This window comes from Thalassoglobus polymorphus (genome assembly GCF_007744255.1).
In the GTDB taxonomy this organism is placed as follows: domain Bacteria; phylum Planctomycetota; class Planctomycetia; order Planctomycetales; family Planctomycetaceae; genus Thalassoglobus; species Thalassoglobus polymorphus.
Map to the genome: position 1 here is coordinate 412,769 of NZ_CP036267.1, position 26,680 is coordinate 439,448.

The following is a 26,680-nucleotide window of genomic DNA, read 5'->3' on the forward strand; positions in this document are numbered from 1 at the left end:
TTCCCATGTACGTTCAACTTTATGACACAACTCTTCGCGATGGCAGCCAAGGTGAAGGAGTGAATTTCTCCCTCCAGGATAAGCTGCTCATCACTAAAAAGCTGGACGAAATGGGTTTCGATTATATTGAAGGTGGATACCCACTTTCGAACGAAAAAGACTTCGAATACTTTCAGCAGGTTCAGTCTTTGAGTTTGAAGCATGCCAAAGTGTGTGCCTTCGGGATGACTCGCCGACGTGGCGTCGAAGCCAAAGACGATACCGGGATGCAGGCCCTCACTTCCTCAAAAGCACCAGTCTGTACTGTCGTTGGAAAAACATCGGATTTGCACGTCACCGAGGTCTTGCGAGTGGACCTTGAAGAGAACATCGCGATGATTCGGGATTCACTCTCGTATTTGAAATCAGAAGGCCGCGAAGTCCTTTATGATGCCGAACACTTCTTTGATGGATTCATCGCCAATCCCGAGTACGCACTCAGTACCGTTCGGGCTGCTCAAGAAGCCGGTGCAGATATGGTTGTCTGTTGCGATACGAATGGCGGAACGCTGCCCGAGCAAATCGCTGAGATCCTGGCACAAGTCCAGAAAGAACTCTCTATTCCTCTGGGCATCCACTGTCACAATGATTGTGACGTGGCTGTTGCCAACTCACTCGCTGGTGTTGATGCGGGAGCGAAACAGGTTCAGGGAACGATCAACGGGATCGGAGAACGCTGCGGAAACGCCGATCTCGTGAGCGTGGCAGCGAACCTTTCTCTGAAGAAAGAAGGCTACGAAGTCCTCACCGCTGGTGCCGGGTTGACGCACCTGACAGAACTGTCTCGCTATGTCTACGAGATGGCGAACATGAACTTCCGAGTCAATCAGGCGTTCGTTGGTCGCAGTGCCTTTGCTCACAAAGGGGGCATGCATGTCCATGCAGTCAACCGCATTGCCCATAGCTACGAGCACATCAATCCGGAAACCGTTGGGAACGAGCGAAGAATTCTCGTCAGCGAACTTTCTGGGCGCTCAAACATCGTTGCCTTAACAACCAAGTTTAAACTCGATTCCGATAAAGAACTGATGGGGACAATTCTGGAGCAAGTGCAGGAGTTGGAAAGTCAGGGGTATCAGTTCGAAGCGGCTGAGGCTTCTTTTGACTTGCTTGTGAAGAAGCTGGCGAAAACCTACGAGCCAAAGTTTCAGCGAATACACTATCGAGTGAATGTGGAGACTGCCAGACAGGAAAATCCACTGACCGAAGCGACCGTGAAAGTGAAAATCGCTGGAGGAGGAGAAGTTCGCCACGAAGTCGGTGAAGGAGATGGTCCTGTCAATGCCTTGGACACAGCCTTGCGTAAGGCGTTGATTCCATACTATCCCGGTCTCGAAGAGATGACACTTGTCGACTACAAAGTCCGCGTCATCAACTCTGCTGAGGGAACCGCCGCAAGTGTTCGCGTCGTCATCGAAAGCAAGGACGACCAGGACGTCTGGAGTACCATCGGCGTTAGCGAGAACATCATTGAGGCCAGCTGGCTCGCGCTTGTTGATGCGATTGAGTACAAACTCTTCAAAGACGACGGTGAGCTACAAGGGTAAGCCCGTTGAGTCCGCCGGGCACTTCAACTGTCCGGCGGACTCAATTTCATTTGGGATCTTCTCTACAGCTTCTCTGGATCGAGTGCCACGTGTTTAATGCGTTGACGCTTCCAGGTGTAGGTGATGTGGATGTCGCCGTTCTTCGCCTGAATCACAGCGGGGTAGGAGTACTCACCTTTCTCGGATTCCAGAGTGACCTTGTTCTCCCAGTGAATGCCATCTTCACTGATCGCCACGTTGAGCGGAGATCTCCCTTTGGGGGTATCGTTGTAGACAATAAGCTGCCGACCATCTTGCAGCGTAACGGCATCAGTTCCAGAGTTTGGATTCGGGAGTGAAGTCCGTTCTGGCTTGGACCAGGTTTGTCCTTGGTCTTTTGACCAACTGGTAACCACGCTTCCTTCTCTTGATCGACAGAGGATTTGCAGCGAGCCATCTTTGTGCTGCAAGATACTTGGTTGAATGATGTTGAACTCTTTGCCGTCGTTGATCGGTCCGATTCGTTTCCAGGTTTTTCCGTCATCTTTTGTGACTTCGAAATGGACGCGCCAGCCATCATATTCTGTCGATGAACCACAAAGGAGAGTCCCATCTTCAAGGCGAAGCGGTTTGTTCTTCACCGGACCGTCGATTCCTTCGGGAAGACGCCTCGGAAAGGACCAGCCTTTTTCGTCGTGCGTCATGAGCATTCCCCACCATTCACTCGGGCTGGGACCGCATTTGTAGTACAAGGAAATTTTTCCCGGTTCGTCATGGTTATTCACTAGAACCGGGTTCCAACAGGGGTAGCGAAGATCGTCGTGTTGAATTCCGTTCGCCACTTCAACGGGGGCAGACCAGTTGCCGCTGGAATCTTTTTCTGAAACCCAGATGCCGACGTCTTTATCTTTTTCGCGAGTCCCACCAAACCAGGCGGCCATCAAGCCGCCTGTTGGTTTTTCAATAATGGTCGAAGCGTGACATTGTGGAAAGGGGACATCTTCAAACACGAATTCTGACACTTCGATTGATGGATGTTCCTCTGCTTGAGCAGTTTGAACGCAAAGCAGAGCGACCGTGATCAGTGAGCATTGAATCGCAGTCCGGAAGGTTTTAGGTAATGGCATTCGTATTAGATTCCGTAGTCAGGAGGATTGATCGGATGGTGAAATTCGGAAAATGAAATGTTGAGGAACATATCGCTTGGGGCATGGCACTGTGTGAGCCAGACGAGGACTCAGTCTCGCTTGACGGTCGTTGATTTCTTTCGCTCGCTCTACGCGAAGACTTTTGGATCAGTTCTCGCCAGAGCTGTTGTTCTTCCTCTTCTTTTTGTCAAAGTTTTCGCGAGTCTGTTCTTTGATGACCTGTTGCAACTTTTTGCGAATACTGGCTTGTTCGTCGCTGAGCTTGTCGATCGAAAGTGGAGATTGTTCATAGAAGTCCGTCGAGACATCATAGAACTGTCCGGTTTTGTAGAGTTTGTATCGCTCATTTCTGGCGAACTCACCAGCTGCGTGCTTCTGGCCGCCATCAACCGGTGTTCCATTTCGGAAGTACCAGCAGTAAACCCATTCACGGGGCGTTCCTTTCTCTCCTTTGAGTTGAGGATAGAAGCTTCGTCCGCTCAGTTTCAAGTTCTTTGGAATGTCAGCTGCACCAGCCTCGGCGAGGGTCGGAAGGATGTCAGAGAAATCGAGCAGGTCTCGATTGATGGTCCCGGCTGTGATCCCTTTGGGCCAACTGGCGATGAGAGTTGTGCGTGTTCCATTGTCGGTCATGTAGCGTTTGCCGCCGCGCCAGTCGCGACCTTGAAACTGCGAGACGATCGATTCGTATGTTCCGTTGTCTCCCGTGAAGAGAATTAAGGTTTCGTCACGAACCCCAGAGTCTTCAAGTTGCTTGACGATTTTGCCGACGATCTTGTCGACATAGTGAACCATGTCGATAAAGAACTTCTTCGATTTTTTGTTCGCTCCTTTTTCCGTGTCATCGTTCACTCTGGCCTTCGGGTCCCATTCTTCAGAGTCAGGAGTCGGTTCGAACGGCCAGTGAGGCAGAATCATCGGGTAGTAGACAAAGAACGGTTTGTCATCATCCGCTTTGCGTTTGATGTAGTCACATGCGTAGTCGCTGACGATGTCCGGTCCGTACTCTCCGTTTCTATAATCCTTCTCATGATGATTCACTTCGAGTCCGGGGTTGGGATATCGATTGCCTCGGCGGGTCAGTTGCCACAGGCAGTATTCATCAAACCCGAATTTGTTCGGCCCTTCGAATCCCCCTTTCAATTGCCATTTCCCAACAATACAGGTGTTGTAGCCACCGTCGCGGAGTACGTTTCCAAATGTGACCGAACCTTCCGGAAGCAGACCGAACTCTTTGTAATTTCGACTATTGTAAATTCCCGTCATGATCTGCACGCGAGACGGGGTGCAGAGCGGCTGACTGAAACAATTCTCAAACCGCATCCCACTGGCAGCAAGCTCGTCGAGGTGAGGAGTTTTGTAAGTCTCCCCGCCATTCGCTCCGACACACTCATACCCCATATCGTCCGCCATGATCAGAATGATGTTTGGCGTTTTTGCATCAGCTTGAAGCTGAGGCGTGTAAATGAGTTGTGGAATGGTGGCAGTGGTTAGCAAAAATGCCAGTGTAGTTATTCTGTGTAGTAAATGGCGTGGGAATGATCGGCGGCAACCGACCTGCGTGGTGGTAAGGAATTGGAACATGGCGTCTTTCTATCAATCGATGCGCGTGCTGCGCGATTCGTGAATTCGTGCTCCACCACTCATTGGAGTGCGCAATAAAAAACCAAGAGACCACGGGCGGCAACCCGTATTACGGCCCCTTGGCGGCAAGGAACCGAAAACGGTTCCGTACGCATTCTCACTTCTTTTCCTCAAAAGTTCAATTCTCAGCGGCTACTGGGACAACCTCGAAAGGTATTTAATAATCATGGCAAGGAAAGGAAAACAGCGGCGTCAGCATCATGGTTCTGCGTGGCACTGGAAGCAGCCGGATACGTGGTACTACACGGAACCAGGCACCAGGAAACGAGTCGCTCTCTTCGATGAAGGCGGAGAGCGGATTCGTGGGAAAGAGAACAAAGAAGCTGCACGGCTACGCAATAGCTTCCTTTGCTGTCATACCCGCTTCAATGGGGCCGCTCTTTTTTAGAGCGGAGGACATCTGACAAGTCACCCCCTTATTTTACCCCTTACTGGCTTCAATGGGGCCGCTCTTTTTTAGAGCGGAGGACGCAAAGCCGCAACCCCTAAAATCCAGTGAACAAGTTCGCTTCAATGGGGCCGCTCTTTTTTAGAGCGGAGGACTTACCGAGAAGCATCTGACTCCTCTGGAAGTGTTTACAGCTTCAATGGGGCCGCTCTTTTTTAGAGCGGAGGACGAGAACCAACCGAGGCTGAACTTGCCGAATTCAAATCGCTTCAATGGGGCCGCTCTTTTTTAGAGCGGAGGACACGTCGGCAGCCTGCGCCTCTTTGCAAAGTATGGTAAAGGCTTCAATGGGGCCGCTCTTTTTTAGAGCGGAGGACCTGACTCCGTTGATCAATAAATCGAAGTCAACATCCGTTGCTTCAATGGGGCCGCTCTTTTTTAGAGCGGAGGACCGATACGGCGGCAAAGCTTCCGCACCGGCCCTGTTGAGCTTCAATGGGGCCGCTCTTTTTTAGAGCGGAGGACTTACGAACCCTGGCGAAGTTGGCCCGGAAAACGATACGCTTCAATGGGGCCGCTCTTTTTTAGAGCGGAGGACACGGTCCACAATGGGAGATCCCGAGGGAGTCCCAGAGGAGCTTCAATGGGGCCGCTCTTTTTTAGAGCGGAGGACGAAAAGGAGTGGGAGTAATGAAAACTGAAGAAGTTCGGCTTCAATGGGGCCGCTCTTTTTTAGAGCGGAGGACAACAGCGGCTGCTGGTTCGCTTGTCGTTGCTGCAGGTCGCTTCAATGGGGCCGCTCTTTTTTAGAGCGGAGGACTTCTGAGGTTGTACCTCATCACAGGGTTGTCCACATAGCTTCAATGGGGCCGCTCTTTTTTAGAGCGGAGGACGAATCTAACACAAACGATGTACCGCCGCCTCCAGCCCGCTTCAATGGGGCCGCTCTTTTTTAGAGCGGAGGACATGCTAAACGGCGGCATGGTCTCAGGGAATGAAATGCTTCAATGGGGCCGCTCTTTTTTAGAGCGGAGGACGTGACGGATTACGCCCCCATCTTGAGACACAGCAGCGCTTCAATGGGGCCGCTCTTTTTTAGAGCGGAGGACGACGCAAACACCTTGCGGGAAAGGTTGGGAATCCCCCCAAGCTTCAATGGGGCCGCTCTTTTTTAGAGCGGAGGACAGCCAACTAGACGGAGTAAACAAATGTGTGACGATGTGGCTTCAATGGGGCCGCTCTTTTTTAGAGCGGAGGACTACTACGCGAATTTTATGGTAGAAAAGTACGGAGCAGCTTCAATGGGGCCGCTCTTTTTTAGAGCGGAGGACTGGGTTCGCGCCCATACGATGTTCGTTGACCATGCGAGCTTCAATGGGGCCGCTCTTTTTTAGAGCGGAGGACGTTGTTTGCACAACAGTACAGACTCTGAACTCAATCAGGCTTCAATGGGGCCGCTCTTTTTTAGAGCGGAGGACCGAACTGGTGAGCTATGTCATACCGACGTATTAAAACGGCTTCAATGGGGCCGCTCTTTTTTAGAGCGGAGGACTCGCTGACTGCAGCAATCTCAATTCCACCATACGAAACGGGCTTCAATGGGGCCGCTCTTTTTTAGAGCGGAGGACTTTCTTTATAAATAACCCCCCTTTCTGGACAAATCGCTTCAATGGGGCCGCTCTTTTTTAGAGCGGAGGACCGATCGGGGCGTCGTGAAATACTCGAAGCACGACATCGGCTTCAATGGGGCCGCTCTTTTTTAGAGCGGAGGACGACCAGCACGACGAACTTTCCAACGCTGAACAGAAGTGGGCTTCAATGGGGCCGCTCTTTTTTAGAGCGGAGGACGAGCATTCCTGCGATTCCATCGAGGACGGTAAAGCGGCTTCAATGGGGCCGCTCTTTTTTAGAGCGGAGGACGACAGACTTGCAGGTTGCGAGTAGTGCTCGGCTCCAGGCTTCAATGGGGCCGCTCTTTTTTAGAGCGGAGGACGCATGGATTCTGGGGGGCAGGACCAAACCCAAGCGTGCTTCAATGGGGCCGCTCTTTTTTAGAGCGGAGGACGCCGATTCCTCCACTGGCTCCTGCGATGGGTGAATTGCTTCAATGGGGCCGCTCTTTTTTAGAGCGGAGGACCGCCCGCGTTCAAAGTCGCTAAACTGAAACGAGTTGCAACGACGATTTCGCGGGGTCGGTGAAAATGGGGTTCTAAAGGCATCTTATCGTAGGCTCAAGTTTCTTACTGGTTGCCAAAGAACGACTTACGGCTGCGAGGGCTAAGAGGTGTTTTCAGGCCACCGGAGCCCTCGAGTCTAAAAAAGTCTAAATAATTGTAGCAGATCTCTCGTGCGGAGTAACTATCGGATCGCCCCAAAATTCAACGCAATTGTCTCCACGACCTTCAATCGGGCCGAGGTCGACAATCATGACTCGGTCCTCATCATGGTTGAGTAGCGGCCAGAGTAATTCTTTCAGGGAGTGTAATTCTGTGTCGGTCAGTTCAGATCGAAACACCGAGTACTGAAGGGCTTCGCCATAGCCACGCATGATCGGATAAATTTTCCGATATCGCTTGGGGCAACTAATGTCATAGGCAACAAGGTAAACGCTTCTCATGGCTGCGGACTCGCTGAGATGTCTGGTAATTCAGATCTGATCTAAGACGTGAAGTGAAGAAGCTACCGGGTCACGAAGCTGGGGTACTCAGGGATTTCTCCCAGAAGGTGTCGGGCTAACAGTCGGGCTTGAACTTCGAGAATGCGGCGATAGCAGATTTTGTAGCCAAAAATTGGATGAGTGATTTCTGTTTCCATGCGTCGCTCGTAAGCTGCGATTACGCTCTTGCGACCAGCGGGCGTCATGGCGACCGCTCCAGCTCGTTGAATGAAGGAATCGGCGTTGACTTCTCCGTTGTTGAAGACCATGAGGGCTGCCGAGTCAGCGAGAAGCGGTCGGAATTCTTCAGCCAGGTCCAGTGCTAACGACGGTCGACCGTATCGCGGAGTATGAAACACGCCGAGCATCGGATCGAACCCGACTGCTTGTAGCACAACAGTCAATTCTTTCGATAACAAGCTGTATAGGAACGAAAGGACTGCGTTTACTGGGGCTCGCGGAGGTCGGCGGTTTCGTCCATTGACCGCCAAGGCAGGATGGTTGGGGAATAGTTGAAAGAAATCAGCGAAGTATTCTTTAGCTGCCATTCCTTCCAGCCCAAGTAACGATTCTTTTGATGTCACTCTTAAGGCTCGCTGATGATAGTCGGTGAGTTTCGTGAGAACGGGGGACTTCTTGTCATGGATATGGCGACGTAAAAGAGTGCGGCAGTTTTTGATTTTGCCAGCGATCAACTGTTTAGCAACTTTCAGTGAACGCTCATCATCTTGAGCTGCTGAGTATTGCTGAATTCGCAGCTCGATATTCTTGTGAATCAACCCGGCCGTGATACTGTGAAACCATCCTCCATAGGAGAAGTGACAGATCGGAATTCCGCGTCTGGATAACTCGCTGATCGCTTGTGCTGAGAGCATGACGCTGCCGAACAGGCAGATTTGTGAGACGTCGAGCATCCGCACACTTGCGAGTTGCTCTTTTTTCAGCTTGATAGTCAATCGTTCAGCCGATTTCCCGATGAAGGCTCCCTGCTCGGAAATGTATAACGGAAGTGCGTTGTTTTTGGCGGGTAAGAGTCGACGCGGTGGATCAGTCGATTTTGGTAAACGCGTTGGCAGTCGTGTTGGGTCGGAGTTGTCTTGATCTGTAAGTGGTTCCAATTGCAGGAGGTTCGTTTCGTCTGGTAAGCAGATTCCAACCAGAGAACAGCGTGGGCATTTCGGGCTATCTTCTAATGGAGGCGGTATGATTCCGGCGTCGGCAGTCGCACGGAAGTCGGTCACGAGCTGACGTGTACGAGTGACGAGTTCCTCATCGAATGGGATGACCACTCGCCGTTTCGAAGCGATGAAGTACAAGACTCCTTCGTCGCATTGATAACCGTTATCTCGCAATACGAGACCTTGCGCACAGAGCTGGACGCGCTCGGGCTCGTAGGCCCCTTCGGGGACATCCGGGACCTTGCCACGTTTATAATCGACGGGAGTTGCAACATCCCCTTCGAGTTCAACAAGATCGAGCTTGGCGATCAGTCCTTCCTTGTCGGATGAAAGCATGATCGAGCGGGCATGAATTTGTTCGTCAGGCTCATCAGGTTGAGGTGAATTCGCCTGCTGTTTCGGTTCCACCTTCGCTGGCGGCTTCACCTGTTTGCGGTCGGCTTTATCGACCACGCGATGTCCGAAGGAACCTTGCCGAGTCTCCAGATTCTCCGCCCATTCCCCCTGCACCCATTCAAGATAACCTAAGCGTGGGCAGTAGGTGAATTCGTTCAGCATTCTCACCGGCAGTAGAGCATCGTCGGGGATCTTGTCGGAAGTCTGAAGAGTGGAAACAGATGTCGTCGGAGAAGAACTCGACGACATCGACGCGCGTGCATCAGGCCCTTGAATCATCGTTGATCCTTTTTCGCGGTCGGATTTTAACCGTTTCGCGAAGTTGACTGGCTTAGTCACACTTTAGAACTGATCCTGAAACTTAAAATTGCTCTCTCAATCATTGAGTAAAGTCATCATTTCACAAGTTTACGGACCGGTTCTAGAGAGGAAGAAAGATTGAGTCTGGCCGCGGGGATCGCTGCGGCAATTGACAATTGTCAATGCAGCGCGACAAAACGTCTTGTTAACGACCGAGCGAAACTGAACTTCACTTCGTCATAAAAAGAAAAGCCAACCGTGGGTCACGGAACCCTGGAGTGATCCAGTGGCAAACCGTCCGCAACCATAAAATGAATCATCCGTGTGTGAATAGGAAGTCCATTAGAGTCAATCTAGAGTAACACCGTAATTAACCGTTTGCAAATTATTTCTTAAGATCTTCTGCGGCAAATAGTCCAATTCCGTAATAACGTCCGCCCCCCAAAACAATTGGTCCATGTACATCAAGTGGGCGTCCGTTTGCTTGCCTCCAGGTTATCTTTACATGATAGAGCGGGAATTTTTTAAGATGCTTTGGAACTTTGCCTTGATAACTCTTCACATGCTCTGTGCCTGGCCGGTAGCCAACGCGCCTCCAATCCAGAAGTGCATTGTTGGCGAGGTGCTCGGGAAATCCTGCCTGGACGATGCACTTACGCAGCAGTTTTTCGGTTTTTTTCTCTTTGCGGTCGTCACGTCCGGGAAGAATGACAGGTGTGACAGTCGACCACGTGCTGGCACCTTTTGGCGGAACATAGTGACCGACCATCCTGTCACTCGCTGGTAATGCGGTAATCAGAGCTTCGACTTTTTTGTCTTGCTTCCTAATAAGTTCCATTCCGGAGAGTAAGCGTCTCATTGAGTGTACCTCCACATCTCGCCCTCCGGATGGAATGTAGACTAACGCTCTTCGGATCATGCCAACATAATTGAAGTCGGGTGTTTTTCGCCGTTCCAGGCTGGGTAGCGGAATGTAGGCAAAACGTTCTCGTCCGACCGGTTCATGCTTGTCGGCCTCTTTCGGTTCTCCGTGACCGCAGATGAGTCGATTGACTGTTTCGTCGGGCCAGCCAGCGTTGGTTGCGACTGTGGAAGCAGCGTGGCGCAGCATGCCAGCAACCTGCATCCCGGAGAGCAAATTGAAGCTGCACATTTTGGCTCCTGAGGTTTCGATGAAACTGAAAGCTGCAAATGTTGGTGTCGCTGGATCGTCTGTACAGCGATATTGAACGACCTCGTACGCGAGTGGCGAGAGTGGGGGTACCGGAATCAACGTCGTTCCTGAGATGCGATTCAGGAAGCGGGAATGCCGTTGCTGTAAGGCTTCTCGAGCGTGAGGGCGAGGCGTGCGGAGAGCGGTCCCAGCAGTATTCGAGGGAGACCAACAGTTGGCTTGCGACGGAGAATCGGCTTCTAAACTCGCATGTCCTGCGACGAGGTCAAGTCCCCAACCAACTTCATACAGTGACGACGCCAACTCTTTGATGACGTTTATGTGGTCTTTCACTTTTTCTACAGAGTCGATTTTCCAGACATAAGAGACTTTCCAACTCGACTCATCAGAAGTTTGCCAATGTTGCTCATCGTCTCCGAGGAGATAGGTTGAAGCGATCTCTTTCATCGCTTTATGGGTTGCGACTTGAGCATCTTTGCTGGTGCTTCCTTTGCTCCAGGCACGACCGACAATATCCATCGCGTTGTTGGGAACGGACGTTTGATACGGTGTGCCGAGACGAAAATTCGGCGCGTAAATATCAGGAGCAGACTGACAGGCGAGCCAGTCGAAGGCAGCTTGCACTCGTTCGGGAAAGTCTGTTCGCCACTTGGCCCCTGCGACCGCAACAAGTGCCTGAAACAGTCGCATCGGTGAGGGTGGCCACTCCGCGGAACTGCCGTCGCAGCGACCGTGAAACGTTCCGTTAAGAAACGTTACCGAAATGATGAAATTACTCATGAATTTCTCTAACAATAAATTGATGTCGTGTTTTCGAGGAGCTGAAAGCGAACTTAGCCGGACATTTCAAATGTCCGGCTAAGCAGTGCATTATTTCTCTTTCTTTTTGAGGTCAGCCTTGGCGAGTTTTTTATCAAACGGAACCGTCTTGCTTTCACCGATCCCAAAATCTTTCGCAGCTGCTTGTGCGAACTCCAAAGCTTGTTCATGTGTGATCTGGGCATCCTTGCGTTCACCATTACCATGGACTTCCTTGAACTCGCGAGTTTGATCGGGATTTAGAACCAGGTTGCAGCCCTGGCGTAGGTATCCCGTTGTAGGGTATGTGAAGGCAACAAGTGCAAGGCCCAGGATATAACGTTGAAGCTTCTTGCGCTCTTCAGGGTCTGTAGTTCGGCATGTTTGCCGCAATGCAGACAGGGACAATGTCGCGTCTCGGCGAACCCCACCATCGGCGATGATTCCACCGTGTGAACCGGATGCAGGAACGTGGATGAATCCACGTTCTGAATATGCATCCCGAAGTTTTTTGTCTTTTGTGTCTTCAAGTAGTCCATCATCGATGTAAGTCGTTGCTGGCGTGAATTGAGCTGAGCGGGTGAGCTTTCGCACATCGAAGGCGCGAATGGTGGAGGTCAGCAAACGTGGCAGCTTGGCTTGAGTATCTCGCGAGTCCCAGACGCCGAAGACCAATGATGTCGGCGCTGATTTCGCAAGAGGTAAACAGTCTCCTTTCAGCACTGCTTGAAAGGCTGCGTTCAACTCTGTTGCAAGCTCAGAGCAACGCACCAATGCGTCTCCGGCGCGGTGACCTGCTTCGAGAATACTGACCTCTTTCTCACCGGCCTGCACCCGAAGTTGTGGGACCAATTCTTCGTAGCGGCCATCGCATTCACGGTCGTCAAAGATTGGTTCGATACGATTGGCTTGCGATCCAACACTATCGATGAGGCAGATATTACTTCCATCATCGAAAGTATCGATGTTGTAACCGCCAGCAAAAACGCGACTGTTCTCTGCAGCGGCATAGGTCGCTGGGAAGATTACGCCGTCGGTCCCTTCCACTGACATCAGCGGTTCGCGAATCACAAGTGCTGCGGGGCCATTGTCAGCGAGGTAATTGTCGTAAGCGTCAAGTTTAGACATCGTTATTCTCCGTTCAATTGGGCTGGAAGAAAAGATTTGAGATACTTCGTGCGATAAAGCAGGGGGAATGTCAACTTCTGCTGACCGGGAACCTGAGATCCCGAGGACGCCATACAAGCGGCCGCAGGTGGCAAAGCTGGAATGGTCCAGGGGGAGTAGGTGTAGGCGTTATTTTTCGTGTCGGCCAACGAGCGAAAACGCTGAAGTCCGATGAATGCGAACAGTTGCATCAACGGTCTGGTGGCGCCGCTCATTTTCAATGGATCAAGTGAAAACCCAGCATCGAGTGGTGAAGACTGCACACTACTATCTGAGTCAAAGTTAAAGTCGACACTTTCGCCGCAAGTATGCTGGAGCCAGTCTTCGCTAGGGACATCGGCGTATTTTCCTGCGTCAACAGGCTTCTTCATGTCGAGAGCGATATTGATGACAGACTGTTGGCCTGCCCAAGTCTTGAAGCGACTGCCACCTGCACGATTGTCGAGAAACCAATCCATGGTCAGGTGAAATGGGGCATCCAAGACTAAGGGCAATTCTCTCCAAAGTTTGTCGTATTGCTTCCGCTCTTCTGCCTGACTCTTGGAACGCTCCTTCGTAGTCAATGTTTTTAAAAATTCGTATCTTTCAAGCTTATCTGGTTCCATCGTGTTGCGAAGCTCGCAGTTGATTAATGCTTGCAAAAGTCCTTCCGCATTCGCCGTGGAATCTTCCGTAGCAATACAAAAGTGCAATAACGATTCATCAAACCAGCCTTCAGCTCCGTTCCACAGACGGTCTGCGAGTTCAAGCAGACCGCAGCAGGCGAAGAATTGACCGGGGTTGGTGACATCGACATTGATTCGAATTGTTGGTTCAGGAGTCATGCAGTCACCTCATTGTCGGTTGTCTCTCGAACTGGTGCTGGACGGGCACTCGCTGCATAGTCTGCCGACCGGAATAACGACTCAAGCCACGCTAACCCCCAGCGACCGAATCGGCGTTGCAATCGGGCAAAACGCCGCGGCACTTCTTTCGCTATCTCGTCGGAGAGTTTTTGCGAATACTTCGGGTCGAAAACTTCGTCGATCGGAAAGTGAGGACGCCCGCGCCCATGATGAACCGCGATCAAGTGCAGTACGATGTCGCGTTGCTCTTCATTCATCTCTACAAATTCGGAATAGGCAGTCACGAACTCCTGCCGATCCTCTTCACTGGGGTGCAACAGATTAAGCAGCGATCCGAATTCGTGCCGATAACGGGTTGACTCAATCAGCTGACCCCAGTTTTTCGCTTTACCAGACTTTTCATAAGGAACAGACGGGCTCGGGTTTCCGATGCTGCGCTGCCAGACTGTTCGTCGCTTTCCGAAATCGTGAAAACGAGCAGCGAGAATCAGAGCGTGCCGAATTTCCGGAGCAGTAGAGAGAAGCGAATCGCCAATCTGGGTCGCGTACTCGATGACTTGTTCAGTATGCTGCGGCCAGGGAATAGGCTCTATCACTGTCGCTTTGGAACCGTCGTCGTCACCACGATTGGGGCTCACGTACCAGTTCCAAAAACACATCTCGTTTTCATCAGGGGTATCGGAGTGGTCGGCTAACCCCTGATCCGAGAACTCAGAACTCGTTTGAAATGATCGAATCAGCCGCATGCCTGCTGGCTTTTCGCTTCCCATGATACGACGTCGATGATATCCCGCTGTCTGCTCTTCGTTTTGCCATAAGTCCGCAATATCATTAGCTGTCTCGGAACTCGCATCGAACAGCCCATTTTTATCTAAGCCACCGACTTTAATGGTGAGCTGGCCGTCAGTGATTTTTGGTGGCAAGAGCACCAATCTCGGTGAGAACCGTTTTTTGTCTCCCTCAATGATTTTGAGTAGGTCGGTGATCTCAGTTTTGTCGTCTTTGTTCGTTATCCAGACTGGTATGGGTGGGAATTCCTTGCCTGCATGGTCCTTTTCTTTGTGGAAATCTTTCTCGATGCGCTCGTGAATTTTCTTCAGGCGATCAAAGATGCGTTCGCTTCGATCGCTGAGAATTTCGTGTGGTTTAAGTGGATAGTCAGCGAGGAGGTCATCTGCTGTGAGTTTATTCTGTTGCAGGATTTCCGGCGTGATTCTCTCAACTTCTTCACGCCAGGCAACTTCGGTTCGTGGAGGTTCCCAATCAGTGATTCCATGCAAATACTCTTCTACCGGTGGACGCCCCGGCAGGTCTCGAACGGTGGTATTCGCCCAAGCGTCGAAAAGAATGTCCGACGTGTACAGCACCTCCGGTGGTGGTGAAAAGGCCGAATGCTTTGCAGCTTTGTCCAACGCATCCAATGCCGCAGGGCTGGCACTTCCATTTAGCTCTTTCAGCAGTTGTAGCGTTCGATGGCGTGAGAGGTCATACTTGAGTTCTGGTTTGCTTGCAGTTTCCTCTTCAGTGGCAAACTCAGTTGGATGAACCACATGAACTTCAGTTCCATTGCATGCACCAAAACGGTTCACACGACCGAGTCGCTGTGCCATGCTCTCATAGCTGGTAAGATCACAAATAAGATGATCTGCCGAGATGTTGACACCGACCTCTCCGGCACTCGTGCAGACAAGATAAACCGTCTCATCCTTGAGTTCTTTAGCCTCTACATCCGGTCGAAAACGTTTGAAAACATCGGTCTCGGTGAGTCGGTTTCGTTCTAGCCCTCGCATCGTTCCGGTGAGAGTCGCAACGAATCTTTCGGTGTTCTTGAGTTTTAATTTCCGTAGTTCTTTCTCAATGTTTTGAGAAACTTTCTCGACGGTTTCGACGTTGCGGGCATAAACCAGGACCGCTTTGCCCGTCTTCTGGTAATTCAGGGCCAGCGTAGTGAGAGTGTCGATCAGATCCTTCTTCTCATTGTCGACAGGATGCAGATGCAACTCCTTCTCAGCTGTGATTCGTTGTTTGACGACCGGGTTTTTATGGTCGTCACTGTCGAGTTCGAAGGCGGCAGTGTCACTCGCACGAGCCGTTGCAGAGAGTGCCATGACTCGTAATGGCTGCTGGTCAGTTGAATTCACTTGTTCAGCACGAATCTTTTCAAGCAGTTTTTGAAACGCAGGCTCAAGATGCGCCTCGTCATGCGCTAACAATGAGTTCTGACCGAGAAAGCCAGCTTGCATTGGCTTTGTCTTAAAACTACAGCGATAACCGCTGAAGAGCAGGCGGCTCCCGATCATGTCGATCGTACCACAGATCACTGCTGGTCGGGCAGGATCTTGCGACCATTCTTGATTGTCGGCGAATTGTCCTCGCAGTGTGCTGATGGCAAGTGGAACCTGATTGTTGTCTTCGTCAGCAAGCTTCAGTGAACACATTTCATTGAAGATGCCTAAAAGTTGCGGGTGGTTCAAAAGGTTTTTACGAATCTTTTCCACTTCAACAGTCGTCTGATCGACAACCGTCCGACGATTCACTACGTAAACTAATCGTCGTGGCAAATCAGGATTGTTTGCGAGGGCAATCAACCAGATGGCAATGACAGATGTCTTACCTAGACCCGTCGGCAACAGGCAGGTTTCAGGGATGTCGTTTTGGAGAAAACGTTCATACAAACGTTCCTGCCACGGAAACGGGGGATGGTCAGTCAATGTTGCAAACGTCTCGCGGAAATCGATTGATGATGGCATCAATTCACCTTTCAATTATTTCAATACGCTGGGCAGTGATTTCTTCTTGCGGAGGGCGACGAGTTTCCAGAGGAGGGTTTGTTCGTCATCGAAGCCGGTTGCGAGTTTCGCAGCAGCGAGGAATTCTTCTCGGTAAGGCGGTTCCGGTCGTCGGTTTCAGGAGTCTTTGCCCGAGGGGGAGTCTGGCTGTTTTTCCAAGCTTAAGGTCGAGGCTCGCGCGCGGAGTGTCGCATGGGCGAGGCTGCGGGTTGCGTCTGTGGGGGCAAGCTGGTTGCTCAACGGGTAATTCGGCGCTTTGCTGTTGCGCAGTGTTGCTACGGGCGGTCTTCTGGCTGACGCCGAATCCTTCAGGGAATTCTTTCAAGATCCAAGCTGCACACGTTTTTCTTAAGCTATTTAGCGATAGCCACGGTTGCAGGTGATTAGTTGCACTTACCAATTTTGGCCCTCTTTAAATCATTTCAAGCCCATTAGGATAACCGCAGTTCATTTTTCAATCAACCGTCCTTTTCAAGATGCAATTGATCGATTTTAATGTTAGCGAACCAAGGGGGGCAGGTGGGACACTGCATGTCCGACCTGACGTTAGAATTCTCAAAACTCGATGAGCGAAGCTTGAACCGATTCAGCTTCCCCGTATTGGAATCGTCACTCTGGTTTCAAAACGCTCGCACAAAAGCCACTCATCTTGTCGATCGTGATCTTCTTCGTGTCAGGCGCGAAACCTCCTTCAGTCGCCATTGCCACTAAGTATTTCAGGGCACAATAACTGGGCAGAGGCTGGTATGGCTCAAGAATTTACGCCGACTCACGACCGGCTGGGAATTCTACATACACCTGCACCAAACGTTCTGGCACCCGGGGAGAAGTTCACTATCCGCAAAGAGTTTCAGGGCTGATTCTAAACAATTTTTTTCGTTCTTGGGAACGTAACTCGCTTGTACCAAATACTGCAGTGTCAATTATGATGGGAGCGAATTCGTTCCCTCATGTTGTGGAAAGACTGATGCTGAATCATTTTATCGACTTGAAATTCCTGAAGGCACTTTTCTTTGTCTCTGTTATTGTCAGCAATGCTGCGGCTGCGGAGAAGGGAGTTTTTCGTGCTGGGGCAGCAAAGGTGGATATCACACCCGCACTCGGTGTTTCACTCGACGGCCCGATCAGCAAGAACGGTGTCGTTTCTGGAGTGAACGATCCATTACATGCGCGGGCACTGGTTCTCGATGACGGACAGATTCGATTGGCAATTGTTGTCTGTGATACATGCATGATCAGTCGTGATGTCGTCGACGCAGCCAAGCGACAAATCGTGAACAACTCAGGGATTGCAATCGAACGGATTCTGATTGCGGGCACACACACTCATGCAACTCCTCGATTGACCCATGTTGGCACCGCTCCTCTTGATGACGAATACCACTCACTCGTTTCGAATCGGATCGCCGAAGCTGTTCAAACAGCCGAGGGGAATTTAGCACCCGCCAGCATTGGGGGCGGCTCATTTAACCGTCCTGATCTGATTGCCTGCCGGCGATTCCTCTGTGAACCAGGGAGCGTTGAACCAAATCCATTTGGAGAAACTGGTGAAAGAATTAAATCTGTTGCAGGAAAAAGTACTGCGGTCATAGAACCAGCTGGACCTGTTGACCCTCAGTTTTCTGTTCTTTCAGTTCGACATACCGACGGACACCCCTTGGCTATCCTGGGAAACTTCAGTGTCCACTACTGCGGAGGCTACCGACGTGGCATCGTGAGCGCTGACTATTTTGGTCAGTATGCTCAAGCTCTTGAAACTGAGCTCGACAAGGAGTCTGACCATCCACCGTTTATCGGAATCATGTCGAATGGCACCAGCGGGAATACCGGAGCCATTCGCTCTGGTGGGAAAAAATACAAGCCTTATGAATGGCTGACTCTGGCAGGTCGGATGCTGGCGCAAGATACGATTGCCATGCTGAATAAGATCGACCACCGCACTGATGTTGATCTCGAGATGCAGCAGAGAGACCTCAGCTTGAGTGTTCGTCGCCCCGATCAGGCACGTGTCGACTGGGCCAAAGACCTATTGAGCAATCTCGATCAACCACAACCGCATCGCTGGTCGAAAGTGTATGCGCAGGAAGCAATCCACCTCAGTAAGTATCCACCGACGATGCCGATGATGCTGCAAGCCATTCGGATCGGAGACATTGGCATTGCCGCGGCTCCTTGTGAGGTATTTGCAGAGACCGGATTGAAGATCAAAGAACAGAGTCCCCTCAAACAGACTTTTACAATCGAACTGGCCAATGGATATGGTGGTTATTTGCCGCCAGCCGAACAGCACGCGCTTGGTGGATACGAAACATGGCCTGCCCGTTCCAGCTTTCTAGAAGTGGAAGCAGAAGCCAAAATCAGACAGGGTCTGCTGGAACTATTGACACACGTTGCTCAGGATGCAAAGCCTTAAAGACGATTGCACGGCATCGTGATTCGCTTTTCCAGAACCCTGGTTCCGGGAGTCACCCATTCGTTTTCGAAGACATTCCAAAGCAATGGCGCATGAAAACCTGCGTACGAATTCGAAGAACTATCTCCAGTGATCCAAACAGGAAAGTGTGAAGTTTTCAGTGCCAACAAAACCAACGCTCTGAGCGATGTCACCATGGTTGGTGAACCATTGATGTCGATACGTTGTCAATTTTCGAAATCTAGCTGATGATAAGACCAGTTGAAGAGGGAAGTCGTGCCGAAGCAGATTCCAGAATGTCCGTCCCCGTATAGGACCGCTATACGAACATGCTCTCTACGCTATAACTCAGCTAAGGTGTTTTTTTGAAGCAATAGCTTTGCGATTTCGCTATCCCACTCGGGTGTTAGTCGAAAGCGTGAGACTCGACGAATTTTTTTGGCTAAGTTAACCAGTTGGCGAGTGTTGGGGGCGATCCTGTAAAATTGTGCTGTGGTTCGTAGGGAAGCGATGTTTGGGGACATTAGGCGTGTATAGACATTGGTCAGAAAATGTAACGCTTGTCGGAGTGATGTTTTTCGGAATAAAAGTGTATCGCCCAGATGATCACTTGTTGTCAGGTGTTCAGACGATTAGTCTTTGGGCCAATTGTCTGAACCTCAGACAGGGATGGGCGGATATTCACTGATGTGAAAAAGCGGGCGGAGATCCGCCGTCGTGTCCTGAACGGCGAGCTCAGTAAGCGATCTACATGTCGAGAGTACGATGTGCACTTGGAAGACGCTGGAAAAAACTGAGGTTCACCGAACTCCGGGGGGCCGGTTGAGCCAATGGATACAGCGACGAAGCGCTTGACGGATATCTATAAGGGAAGGCGTGATGACGAAGCGTCATGATGATCGAGCGGGTCAACACATACTCCTGACTGCGTTGGGGGCACAGTCGCGCATGACGCGATATTCGTTGAATGGTGTATCAGCGGAAGCAGAGCTGACGCCCCTCGCACTGCTGCAATGTCTGCCGGAATTGGATCGACCGAATCGAGTGGTTGCCCTGGTCACTTCTGGCGCGAAAAGCTCGACCTGGAAGACATTCTCTGAGTCCGTTCAATCACTCGTGGGAATCGAGGCCGAGTTGGTCGAAATCCCTGATGGCCGAAATGCTGAGGAGATTCGGCAGATCATCGAACGGGCTGCCAAAGCGTTCGGCGATGACGTTCATCTAACATTGGATGTGACGCAAGGTTTTCGGCATTTCCCGTTCGTTCTTTATGCTCTTGCTCTGTATCTAACGTCACTACGCGGGATCACACTTCGTGGAGCCTACTACGGAATGCTCGAAGGGCCAGACGATCCGAAACCGATTGTCGACCTGAAACCGCTCCTGGAGCTTCCGGAATGGTTTCACGCCGTGCGAGTGTTTCGCGAAACCGGTTCAGTGAAATCCCTGGCAAAGACAATCCAGCGTACTAAAGAAGAAAACTCCACGTCAGCTGCTGTGGATACCATCGTCGCATCTATTGAGGAACTGTCCTTCGCCTATGAATCTGCGATTCCGTTGGAGTTAGCAGAGGCTTCGAGAGCCGTATCCTCAGAACTTTCTGGCGGCTTCCCCGAGTCCGTCTCCTCAACGATCCCTCTATCTGCTCAGTTGTCAGCGTTGTTGAATGACACTTGCCGAACCTTCCGCAATGATCGCTCGTCGTTGCAGACCGAACTAACAGGAAAACAGACTCATTGGAAGTCCATTATTCTGCTTGACCAAGACGAGCTGAAAAACGAGGCCAAGCTGATTGACTTGTATCTTTCCCGAGACCAGTTGCCATTGGCTCTTGGACTAATGCGGGAATGGGTCGTCTCGTATCTTATCTTCCGGAGTGGCGCAAGCGAATCGTGGTTAGACAACTCTTGGGGTGGTGCCCGCTCCAGTGCAGAAAGAAGCCTTGGGGCACTTGCGGCAATACAACGAGACAGAGAGGGCAGACGTGCCAGTGGGATTACGCTAGATGATAACCAGAAAGCATGGGCAGAGTTTTGGAATCGGCTTACGGAACTCCGGAACGAACTTCACCACCATGGAATGAAGAAGCCTGTTGTCGTATCCCGTCCACCAAACATGAAAAAAGTCTTGGCATTCTGGAACAGTCTGAAGGCGTTCGACGCTTCAGCACCCGACCTACCAGCATTGGGTGGCAGTCATGGTAACCTATTGCTTACAGCTCTTGGGACAACGCCAGGCGTCCTGTTTTCAGCCTTGAAAAACGCTCCTGGTGTCACTCGTTGTATCGTGATTTGTTCTGAGCAATCGCGATTGACGATTGAGTCAGCAGCAGGTGAAGCAGGCTTTTCTGGGAAAATCAAACCGATTCAGATGGCCGACCCACATGGTGGCTATCCCGAAGAAGAGAAGATGTCATTCGAGGCAGAATCGAAACGATGGCTGCTAGAATCAGATAGCGTGCTTGTGAACCTGACAGGCGGAACGACGCTGATGGGGATGGCGGTCCAAAACCTGGCAGATGCTGCGAGATCTTTGAATCGCGATTGCCGTCGCTTTGTCCTCGTGGACCGCAGACCTCCGGATCAACAGCGATCACATCCATTTGAAAAAGGAGAGGTTCGATGGCTGGATACCCCTTTGGAGATTACTGATGCAGACGATTAGTGCGACCTATCGTGTCACAACGCCGATGTTTATTGGTGGAGCGGATCAACAGGCTGAGTTGCGGCTTCCCAGTTTCAAGGGGGCACTCCGATTTTGGTGGCGGGCCTTAGCCTGGGATCGCTGCCAGGAAGTCAAGAAACTTCATATGGATGAAGCGGCTCTGTTCGGCAGCAGTGATGAAGACGTTGGTCAATCGAAGGTCTTGATGAGAATCATTTCCACGAATGCCGAGCCGACCGTCTGCTGTCCTCCAGAACAACTGATGGATGGTAATCGCGAAGTGGGTGAAGGTGCCCGGTATCTCGGATATGGCGTTATGGAAGCCTTTGCCAGCCACAAGAAGGGGACCAAAGCAGCCCAGCTCACTCGTTCCTGCCTGCTTGCTCCGTTCAGCTTCACGGTCGAGTTGTTATTCAAACCAGGTGTGTCGGAAGAACAGCGGAATCAAGTTGTGCGAGCACTCAAGGTTTTGGGATTGCTGGGGGGAGTGGGCAGCAAGTCTCGTAAAGGCTATGGCAGTTTGACGCTGACGTCACTTCGCATCAAGCAGAAACGTGACGAAGAGGAAGCGGAGGATTGGATGCCTCCTGAGAACCCGCAAGAGCTTGTTGAGCGACTCAGCGAACTGCTTGGTTCGAGGCAGATTCGAGCAGGCAATGCCGACGCTTCTGTGTTCGACAATCTTCCCGAGTGGACGGCGTTTTCACCGGCTTCGCGGATTCTCGCATTGCCTCCTGATGGCCGGGATCGAACGCCGTTGGCGTTACTGGATCGCGTGGGACGAGAAATGGTCCGTTACCGGAGTTGGGGAAGGAATGGAAAGGTGCTTGGCAATCAGCCAAGAGAGGAAAACTTCAAAAAGGACCACGATCTCATGAAGGCGCACTCGTCATCGAGAACGACACATCCAGAGAGAATCGTATTTGGGCTTCCCCAGAACTATGGCAATCAGTCTTATCAGCGGATTGGTCCACAAGGGGCAGGACTAGATCGGCGAGCCAGTCCACTGATTGTTCATATCCATCAGAGTGAAGATAGATCGCTTCCGATCGCTGTTTGCACGCTGTTTCCCTCACGTTTCCTGCCGGGTGAGTCACCGTGTATTGACGTGGGTGGCAAGAGTGTGGAGTTAGAGTCGCATCTTTGGGAACCAATCGAGAAGTTCTTCGATCGGTTACTCAGTCAAGGACAGCGCAAGGAGCCTTTCGGAACGGCCTTGGAGGTGAAGCATGGCTGAACAAACTCGACTTCAGTTGACGATTGGTCCGGTTCAGACATTTGTGGCGCAGTCTCGCCGGACGCGGGACTTGTGGGCCAGTTCCTATTTGCTTTCTCATCTGGCTGGCGTGGCCATGCGAGCGATTGAAGACGCCGATGGGCGGATCGTGCTTCCCTATCGCGGTCAGCATGACAATGAAGCGAAGGAGGAATCACAGTCAAGAACACGACACGGACGCTGGCCCAACCGTTTTGTTGCAGATGTTGAAGATGGCAAGGCAGCCGCTGCTGCTGCTGCTGCTAAACAGGCGATTGACGAAACCTGGAAGGCAATCGCCGATTCGGTCTGGAAGAAGTGCTTCGGCGAACAGGCTTCAGCACAAACAAAAGCGACTTGGGAGCGGCAGATCGGAAACTTCTGGGAAATCAGTTGGGTAATTTCGCCGGCGGATTCGTCGAACCTGTTTGATCCGCTCGCCCAACGCAAGAACTGGCGGACAACTCCGGTCACTGCCGAGCCGGGCGACCACTGCACGATGATGGGCGATTTTCAGGAACTCTCTGGATTCATCCGGTCAAAGGAAAGGAAAAATCAAGACAAGTTCTGGGAGCAGTTGCGGGAGAAACTGGGCGGCCGGCACTTGGGAAAAGACGAACGCCTGTGTGCGATTGCACTCATCAAGAGAATGTTCCCGCTCGTCGCCGAAACTGTGATTGGTGCGGACTTGCAAGCGGCTAACTGGCCATCGACGCCGTATATCGCTGCCATCCCCTGGCTGGGGAAGGTTGGAGCGTCGAATCCTGACGCCGCAAAGGACTATGCGACGAGGATCAGGGATCAGGTCGAAAGACCGCTTGGAGAAAAGAACGCGGAGATTCGTTCTCTCAGCTCGATTCCGAATGTGGGCGACTTCTTTCAACTGGACGGCAACTTCTTTCACGAAACGGCGCTGGCCAACGCCAAGGACATGCCCCTGGGGTTATCCGAAGCGGATGAGGCGAGAGTTCGTGGCGAGTTGTTGACGAAACTCAATGAGTTGTACCGAACGGTTCAGTCTCGTCCGAGTTCCTTCTACGCATTATTGCTGATGGACGGCGATTCGATGGGTGGGCTGCTGTCCGAGGCCAGAGAGAAGTCCTCAGAAAGTGAGCAGGCCGTGACGCGGGCGCTTGGTCAGTTTGCCGATCAGGTTCCGAAAACTGTGTGTGAGCATGACGGAGTGACCATCTACTGCGGTGGTGATGACGTGCTGGCAATGCTTCCGGTACCCAACGCACTTCGCTGTGCGACCGCCCTTTCGGATTTGTACCAGCAATCGTTTAATAATGTTTGTGATTCAGGTGTCGCCAAAGAAGCTACGATTTCAGCTGCAGTTGTCTATTGTCCATTTCGTGCCCCACTCCGCGAAGTCTTGAGTTCGGCTCATCACTTGCTGGATGACGTTGCCAAGGATCAAACGGGCCGAGACAGTCTCGCGATCGCTGTGATGAAATCATCCGGTCTCGCCGCGCAATGGTCGGCTCCGTGGAAAGAGATTCGCAAGGACAATCAGACGATTCTGGATTTGCTTGCCGAACATCTGCGCGGAACGGGAGACCGCCCCAGCGAGTTGTCGTCAGGGTTTCTGTATCAGATTCGAGAGCGATTTGCGCGGTTGACAGACCAGCCGTTGAGTAAGCCGGGTAGTTTCGGCCATCTTCCGGAAGGGATCGACCTGGAAGTTCTCCTGAGAGCGGAATATCTGCGTGTCAGCAATCTCCACGGCCAGATCAATGAGCAAACGGATTCCCCCTCAGAAGCGGGAAATGATCTGCTGGGATTATTGACAACGGTCTGTCGACGTATTTACCGCGACAAAGACAAGCAAACTCATATCAACGAGTTGTCGCTAGGAATGGACGGTCCACTGGTGGTTCGCTTCCTCGCCAGTGAAGGAGAGGAGACGACACGATGAACACACGAATGATTTCATTCAGTCCGGTGGATGCCTGGTTCTTTCGGGATGGTCGCCCCTATCACCTGGGCGAATCAGGGCAGACCGATGTACAGAGCCTGTTTCCGCCTCACGCACCCACAGTGATTGGAACCGTACGTGCCGCTTTAGCTCGGGGACAAGGTTGGGATGGACGAGGCGCCTGGAATAATGATCTCCATTCCACTCTGGGGAACGGTGCCCACGATATCGGGGCACTCCGTTTCACTGGACCATTTCTAACGCGCAAACAACAAACACTTCTTCCGGTTCCGTTGCATCTTCTCGGAGGTCTAAGAGAGCTATCTGATGCTGTGCGATGGACACCAACCACCTTCCTCGCACCGTCAGAAACGGCTCTGGAATGTGATTTGGGGAATGTGCGTTTTCCCGTTCCGCTGAATCATCCGAAGGAAGGACAACTCAAAGAACCGGCTGAGATGTGGGTGACCGTCGATGGTTACAGCCGGATTTTGCGTGGCGAATCTCCTGAGCAGGATTCTCTGTTTCATTCTGACCAACTCTGGAAGACCGAATCACGAGTGGGACTGGCGCGTGATCACGCATCCCGTTCCGCCGAGGAGGGAAAACTGTACAGCCCTTCCTTTGTCCGGCTGCACAAAGAGGTTCAGCTCGCCGTCTGGGTGGATGGAATCCCTGATGACTGGACGATCCCCGATCTGAACACTTTTGGTGGGGAGTCCCGGCTTGCCCACTGCGAAACTGAACAGTCCGAACGGCCATTGCCAGAAGTGCCCGCCGACAAAATCCGAGAGTCCGGACGGTTTACGGTCAGTCTCTTGACGCCGATGTTGTTGCCTTCCACCGCAACAGGGCAGCAAACACATCCACAGCCGGGAGAAACGCTCCACAGTCTATCAGGGGCGAAAATCGTATCGGCTTGTGTCGGGAAGCCGATTCGGATTGGTGGTTGGAACTCTGTCCACCGAGAACCGGAACCGCTGCTGGCCTATCTGCCAGCCGGATCAACCTGGTTCTGTGAACTGACTCGCCCCGATGCACTGGATTCACTTTTGAAAATGCACGGACAAACCATCGGCGATAAGCCTGACCACGGTTTCGGGCAAATCGTGATCGGAGCTTGGCCGACAAGCAAGGGAGACACCTTATGAAGACGATGTTGTATGGCTTGTTAGCCGAGTCCCCCATCCATCCCGGAGCAGGACAATCCACGGGATTCGTCGATCTGCCAGTTGCCCGAGAAGCCGCCACCGATTACCCGGTCATCGTCGGATCGGGAATGAAAGGTGCGTTGTTGGGTATGGCACGGGATCACGACTGGGACGAATCCCAACGTAACGATGTGTTTGGAAAACATGACAACGCAGGTGGATTGCTAGTTTCGGATGCGCGGCTCTTGCTGTTGCCAGTGCGGAGTTTGACATCCAGCTACATGTGGCTGACGTGCCCCCATCTCATCGATCGGTACGATCGAGACCGAAAACGGACTCTGGACAGCGACGATCAACTTCAGTCGATTGTCCTTGAAGATGTTGCTGAGCAGCCTCCGCAGTATCTTGGTCCCGATGTAGGGGAACTCTTTCTGGAAGAGCGACAGTTTGCTCGCGCTGGTGATTTACCGGACGGGCTGATAGAGACCCTCATTCCCCTGTTCGCCCACGACAAAGCGTCTGCTCGACTCAGTAAACAACTGGTCGTCGTCTCCGATGACAGCTTTACTTGGTTTGCGCGGTACGGCTTGCCTGTGAACGCCCGCAACATCCTCAATGAAAAGAACAAAACGAGCAAGAATCTATGGTACGAGGAAACGCTACCTCCGGATTCGCTGTTCTATTGTTTGCTTGCAGAAAGAAGTGCTGGCGCCTTGGGCAAGGTCAATGAACTGTTTGGAAAACGCCCGTACATTCAGGTCGGCGGAAACGAGACCATCGGCCACGGATGGTTTGCGCTCAGTGCGCCGCAGGAAGGAGGTACACAGTGACCAACAAAAGCCCATTCCTCACTCGCGATCAACGCCGAGCGCAGCACGCCCTGAGCAAGGTTCGTGAAGTGCCTGACAAACTACAATCGGATTATCAAACCCTCGTCAAAGGCTTTTCAGCAACGATCGTCACGAACGGTCTTGGTCAAGCATGCGCGATGCTGCTGGCCAAAGCCGAAAACAAAGATGCAAGCAATAGTGCTCATCGTCGCCTGTATGAACATCTGAGCGATTGGCTACTCACGGAAGCTAAGGTGTATCCAGACGATACGAAAGAGCTGATTGAAGCAGTGATCGGCCACGGACAGTCCCAATATATCCGTGCGCAAGCCGAATCGCTGGCCTACCTGGACTGGCTTAAAAAGTTCGCACAAGCATATCTCTCGAAAAAGGAGGATTGA

16 protein-coding genes and 1 CRISPR repeat array are annotated in these 26,680 nt (G+C 51.8%); of the genes, 8 read left to right on the plus strand and 8 right to left on the minus strand.

Features of this window, described 5'->3' with window-relative positions; all coding sequences use genetic code 11:
* The first annotated feature begins 5 nt into the window (after positions 1-5).
* A complete protein-coding gene (gene cimA / locus Mal48_RS01630) occupies positions 6-1,586 on the plus strand; it encodes a citramalate synthase (RefSeq protein ID WP_145195477.1) in 1,581 nt (526 codons plus the stop codon).
* A gap of 62 nt (positions 1,587-1,648) precedes the next feature.
* On the opposite strand, the gene Mal48_RS01635 is transcribed toward cimA, so the two are convergent.
* From Mal48_RS01635 to cas3g, 8 genes are all read right to left on the minus strand, one after another.
* Positions 1,649-2,692: a sialidase family protein gene (locus Mal48_RS01635; protein ID WP_145195479.1), complete on the minus strand. Its 1,044-nt coding sequence runs from the start codon at positions 2,690-2,692 to the stop codon at positions 1,649-1,651.
* Between the two features lie 168 nt (positions 2,693-2,860).
* Positions 2,861-4,210, minus strand: a complete 1,350-nt coding sequence (locus Mal48_RS01640; RefSeq protein WP_197441962.1) for a sulfatase-like hydrolase/transferase — start codon at positions 4,208-4,210, stop codon at positions 2,861-2,863.
* A 509-nt stretch (positions 4,211-4,719) separates the two neighbouring features.
* A CRISPR array of direct repeats spans positions 4,720-6,882; the repeat unit is 36 nt; unit sequence GCTTCAATGGGGCCGCTCTTTTTTAGAGCGGAGGAC.
* A gap of 186 nt (positions 6,883-7,068) precedes the next feature.
* Positions 7,069-7,362: a CRISPR-associated endonuclease Cas2 gene (gene cas2 / locus Mal48_RS01645; RefSeq protein WP_145195482.1), complete on the minus strand. Its 294-nt coding sequence runs from the start codon at positions 7,360-7,362 to the stop codon at positions 7,069-7,071.
* A gap of 62 nt (positions 7,363-7,424) precedes the next feature.
* A complete protein-coding gene (cas4g/cas1g, locus tag Mal48_RS01650) occupies positions 7,425-9,254 on the minus strand; it encodes a CRISPR-associated endonuclease Cas4g/Cas1g (RefSeq protein WP_197441963.1) in 1,830 nt (609 codons plus the stop codon).
* Positions 9,255-9,660: 406 nt separating this feature from the next.
* Entirely contained in the window at positions 9,661-11,229 is a 1,569-nt protein-coding gene (gene csb2, locus Mal48_RS01655; RefSeq protein ID WP_145195484.1) for a type I-G CRISPR-associated protein Csb2, read from the minus strand.
* Positions 11,230-11,319: 90 nt separating this feature from the next.
* Positions 11,320-12,375 carry a type I-G CRISPR-associated RAMP protein Csb1/Cas7g gene (gene cas7g, locus Mal48_RS01660; RefSeq protein ID WP_145195486.1) on the minus strand — a complete coding sequence of 352 codons (1,056 nt, stop codon included), beginning with the start codon at positions 12,373-12,375 and terminating at the stop codon, positions 11,320-11,322.
* Positions 12,376-12,377: 2 nt separating this feature from the next.
* On the minus strand, positions 12,378-13,238 hold the full coding sequence (gene cas8g2, locus Mal48_RS01665) for a type I-G CRISPR-associated protein Cas8g2 (protein ID WP_145195488.1): 861 nt from the start codon (positions 13,236-13,238) through the stop codon (positions 12,378-12,380).
* A complete protein-coding gene (gene cas3g, locus Mal48_RS01670) occupies positions 13,235-16,009 on the minus strand; it encodes a type I-G CRISPR-associated helicase/endonuclease Cas3g (RefSeq protein WP_145195490.1) in 2,775 nt (924 codons plus the stop codon). Before cas3g ends, cas8g2 begins: the two co-directional genes overlap by 4 nt.
* Before the next feature lie 1,006 nt (positions 16,010-17,015).
* Here cas3g and Mal48_RS01675 point away from each other — a divergent pair.
* The 7 genes from Mal48_RS01675 to cmr5 all read left to right on the plus strand — a co-directional run bounded on the left by Mal48_RS01675 (position 17,016) and on the right by cmr5 (position 26,680).
* Entirely contained in the window at positions 17,016-18,461 is a 1,446-nt protein-coding gene (locus Mal48_RS01675) for a neutral/alkaline non-lysosomal ceramidase N-terminal domain-containing protein (protein ID WP_197441964.1), read from the plus strand.
* 879 nt (positions 18,462-19,340) lie between these two features.
* Positions 19,341-21,125 carry a TM1812 family CRISPR-associated protein gene (locus Mal48_RS01680; RefSeq protein ID WP_145195494.1) on the plus strand — a complete coding sequence of 595 codons (1,785 nt, stop codon included), beginning with the start codon at positions 19,341-19,343 and terminating at the stop codon, positions 21,123-21,125.
* Positions 21,112-22,362 (plus strand): type III-B CRISPR module RAMP protein Cmr1, encoded by a 1,251-nt coding sequence (gene cmr1 / locus Mal48_RS01685; protein ID WP_145195496.1) that lies wholly within the window; start codon positions 21,112-21,114, stop codon positions 22,360-22,362. Before Mal48_RS01680 ends, cmr1 begins: the two co-directional genes overlap by 14 nt.
* Positions 22,355-24,298 carry a type III-B CRISPR-associated protein Cas10/Cmr2 gene (gene cas10 / locus Mal48_RS01690; protein ID WP_145195498.1) on the plus strand — a complete coding sequence of 648 codons (1,944 nt, stop codon included), beginning with the start codon at positions 22,355-22,357 and terminating at the stop codon, positions 24,296-24,298. Before cmr1 ends, cas10 begins: the two co-directional genes overlap by 8 nt.
* Complete coding sequence (gene cmr3, locus Mal48_RS01695; RefSeq protein WP_145195500.1) at positions 24,295-25,449, plus strand: type III-B CRISPR module-associated protein Cmr3; 1,155 nt, start codon at positions 24,295-24,297, stop codon at positions 25,447-25,449. Before cas10 ends, cmr3 begins: the two co-directional genes overlap by 4 nt.
* Complete coding sequence (cmr4, locus tag Mal48_RS01700) at positions 25,446-26,279, plus strand: type III-B CRISPR module RAMP protein Cmr4 (protein ID WP_145195502.1); 834 nt, start codon at positions 25,446-25,448, stop codon at positions 26,277-26,279. The genes cmr3 and cmr4 overlap by 4 nt, the downstream gene beginning before the upstream one ends.
* On the plus strand, positions 26,276-26,680 hold the full coding sequence (gene cmr5, locus Mal48_RS01705) for a type III-B CRISPR module-associated protein Cmr5 (protein ID WP_197441965.1): 405 nt from the start codon (positions 26,276-26,278) through the stop codon (positions 26,678-26,680). The genes cmr4 and cmr5 overlap by 4 nt, the downstream gene beginning before the upstream one ends.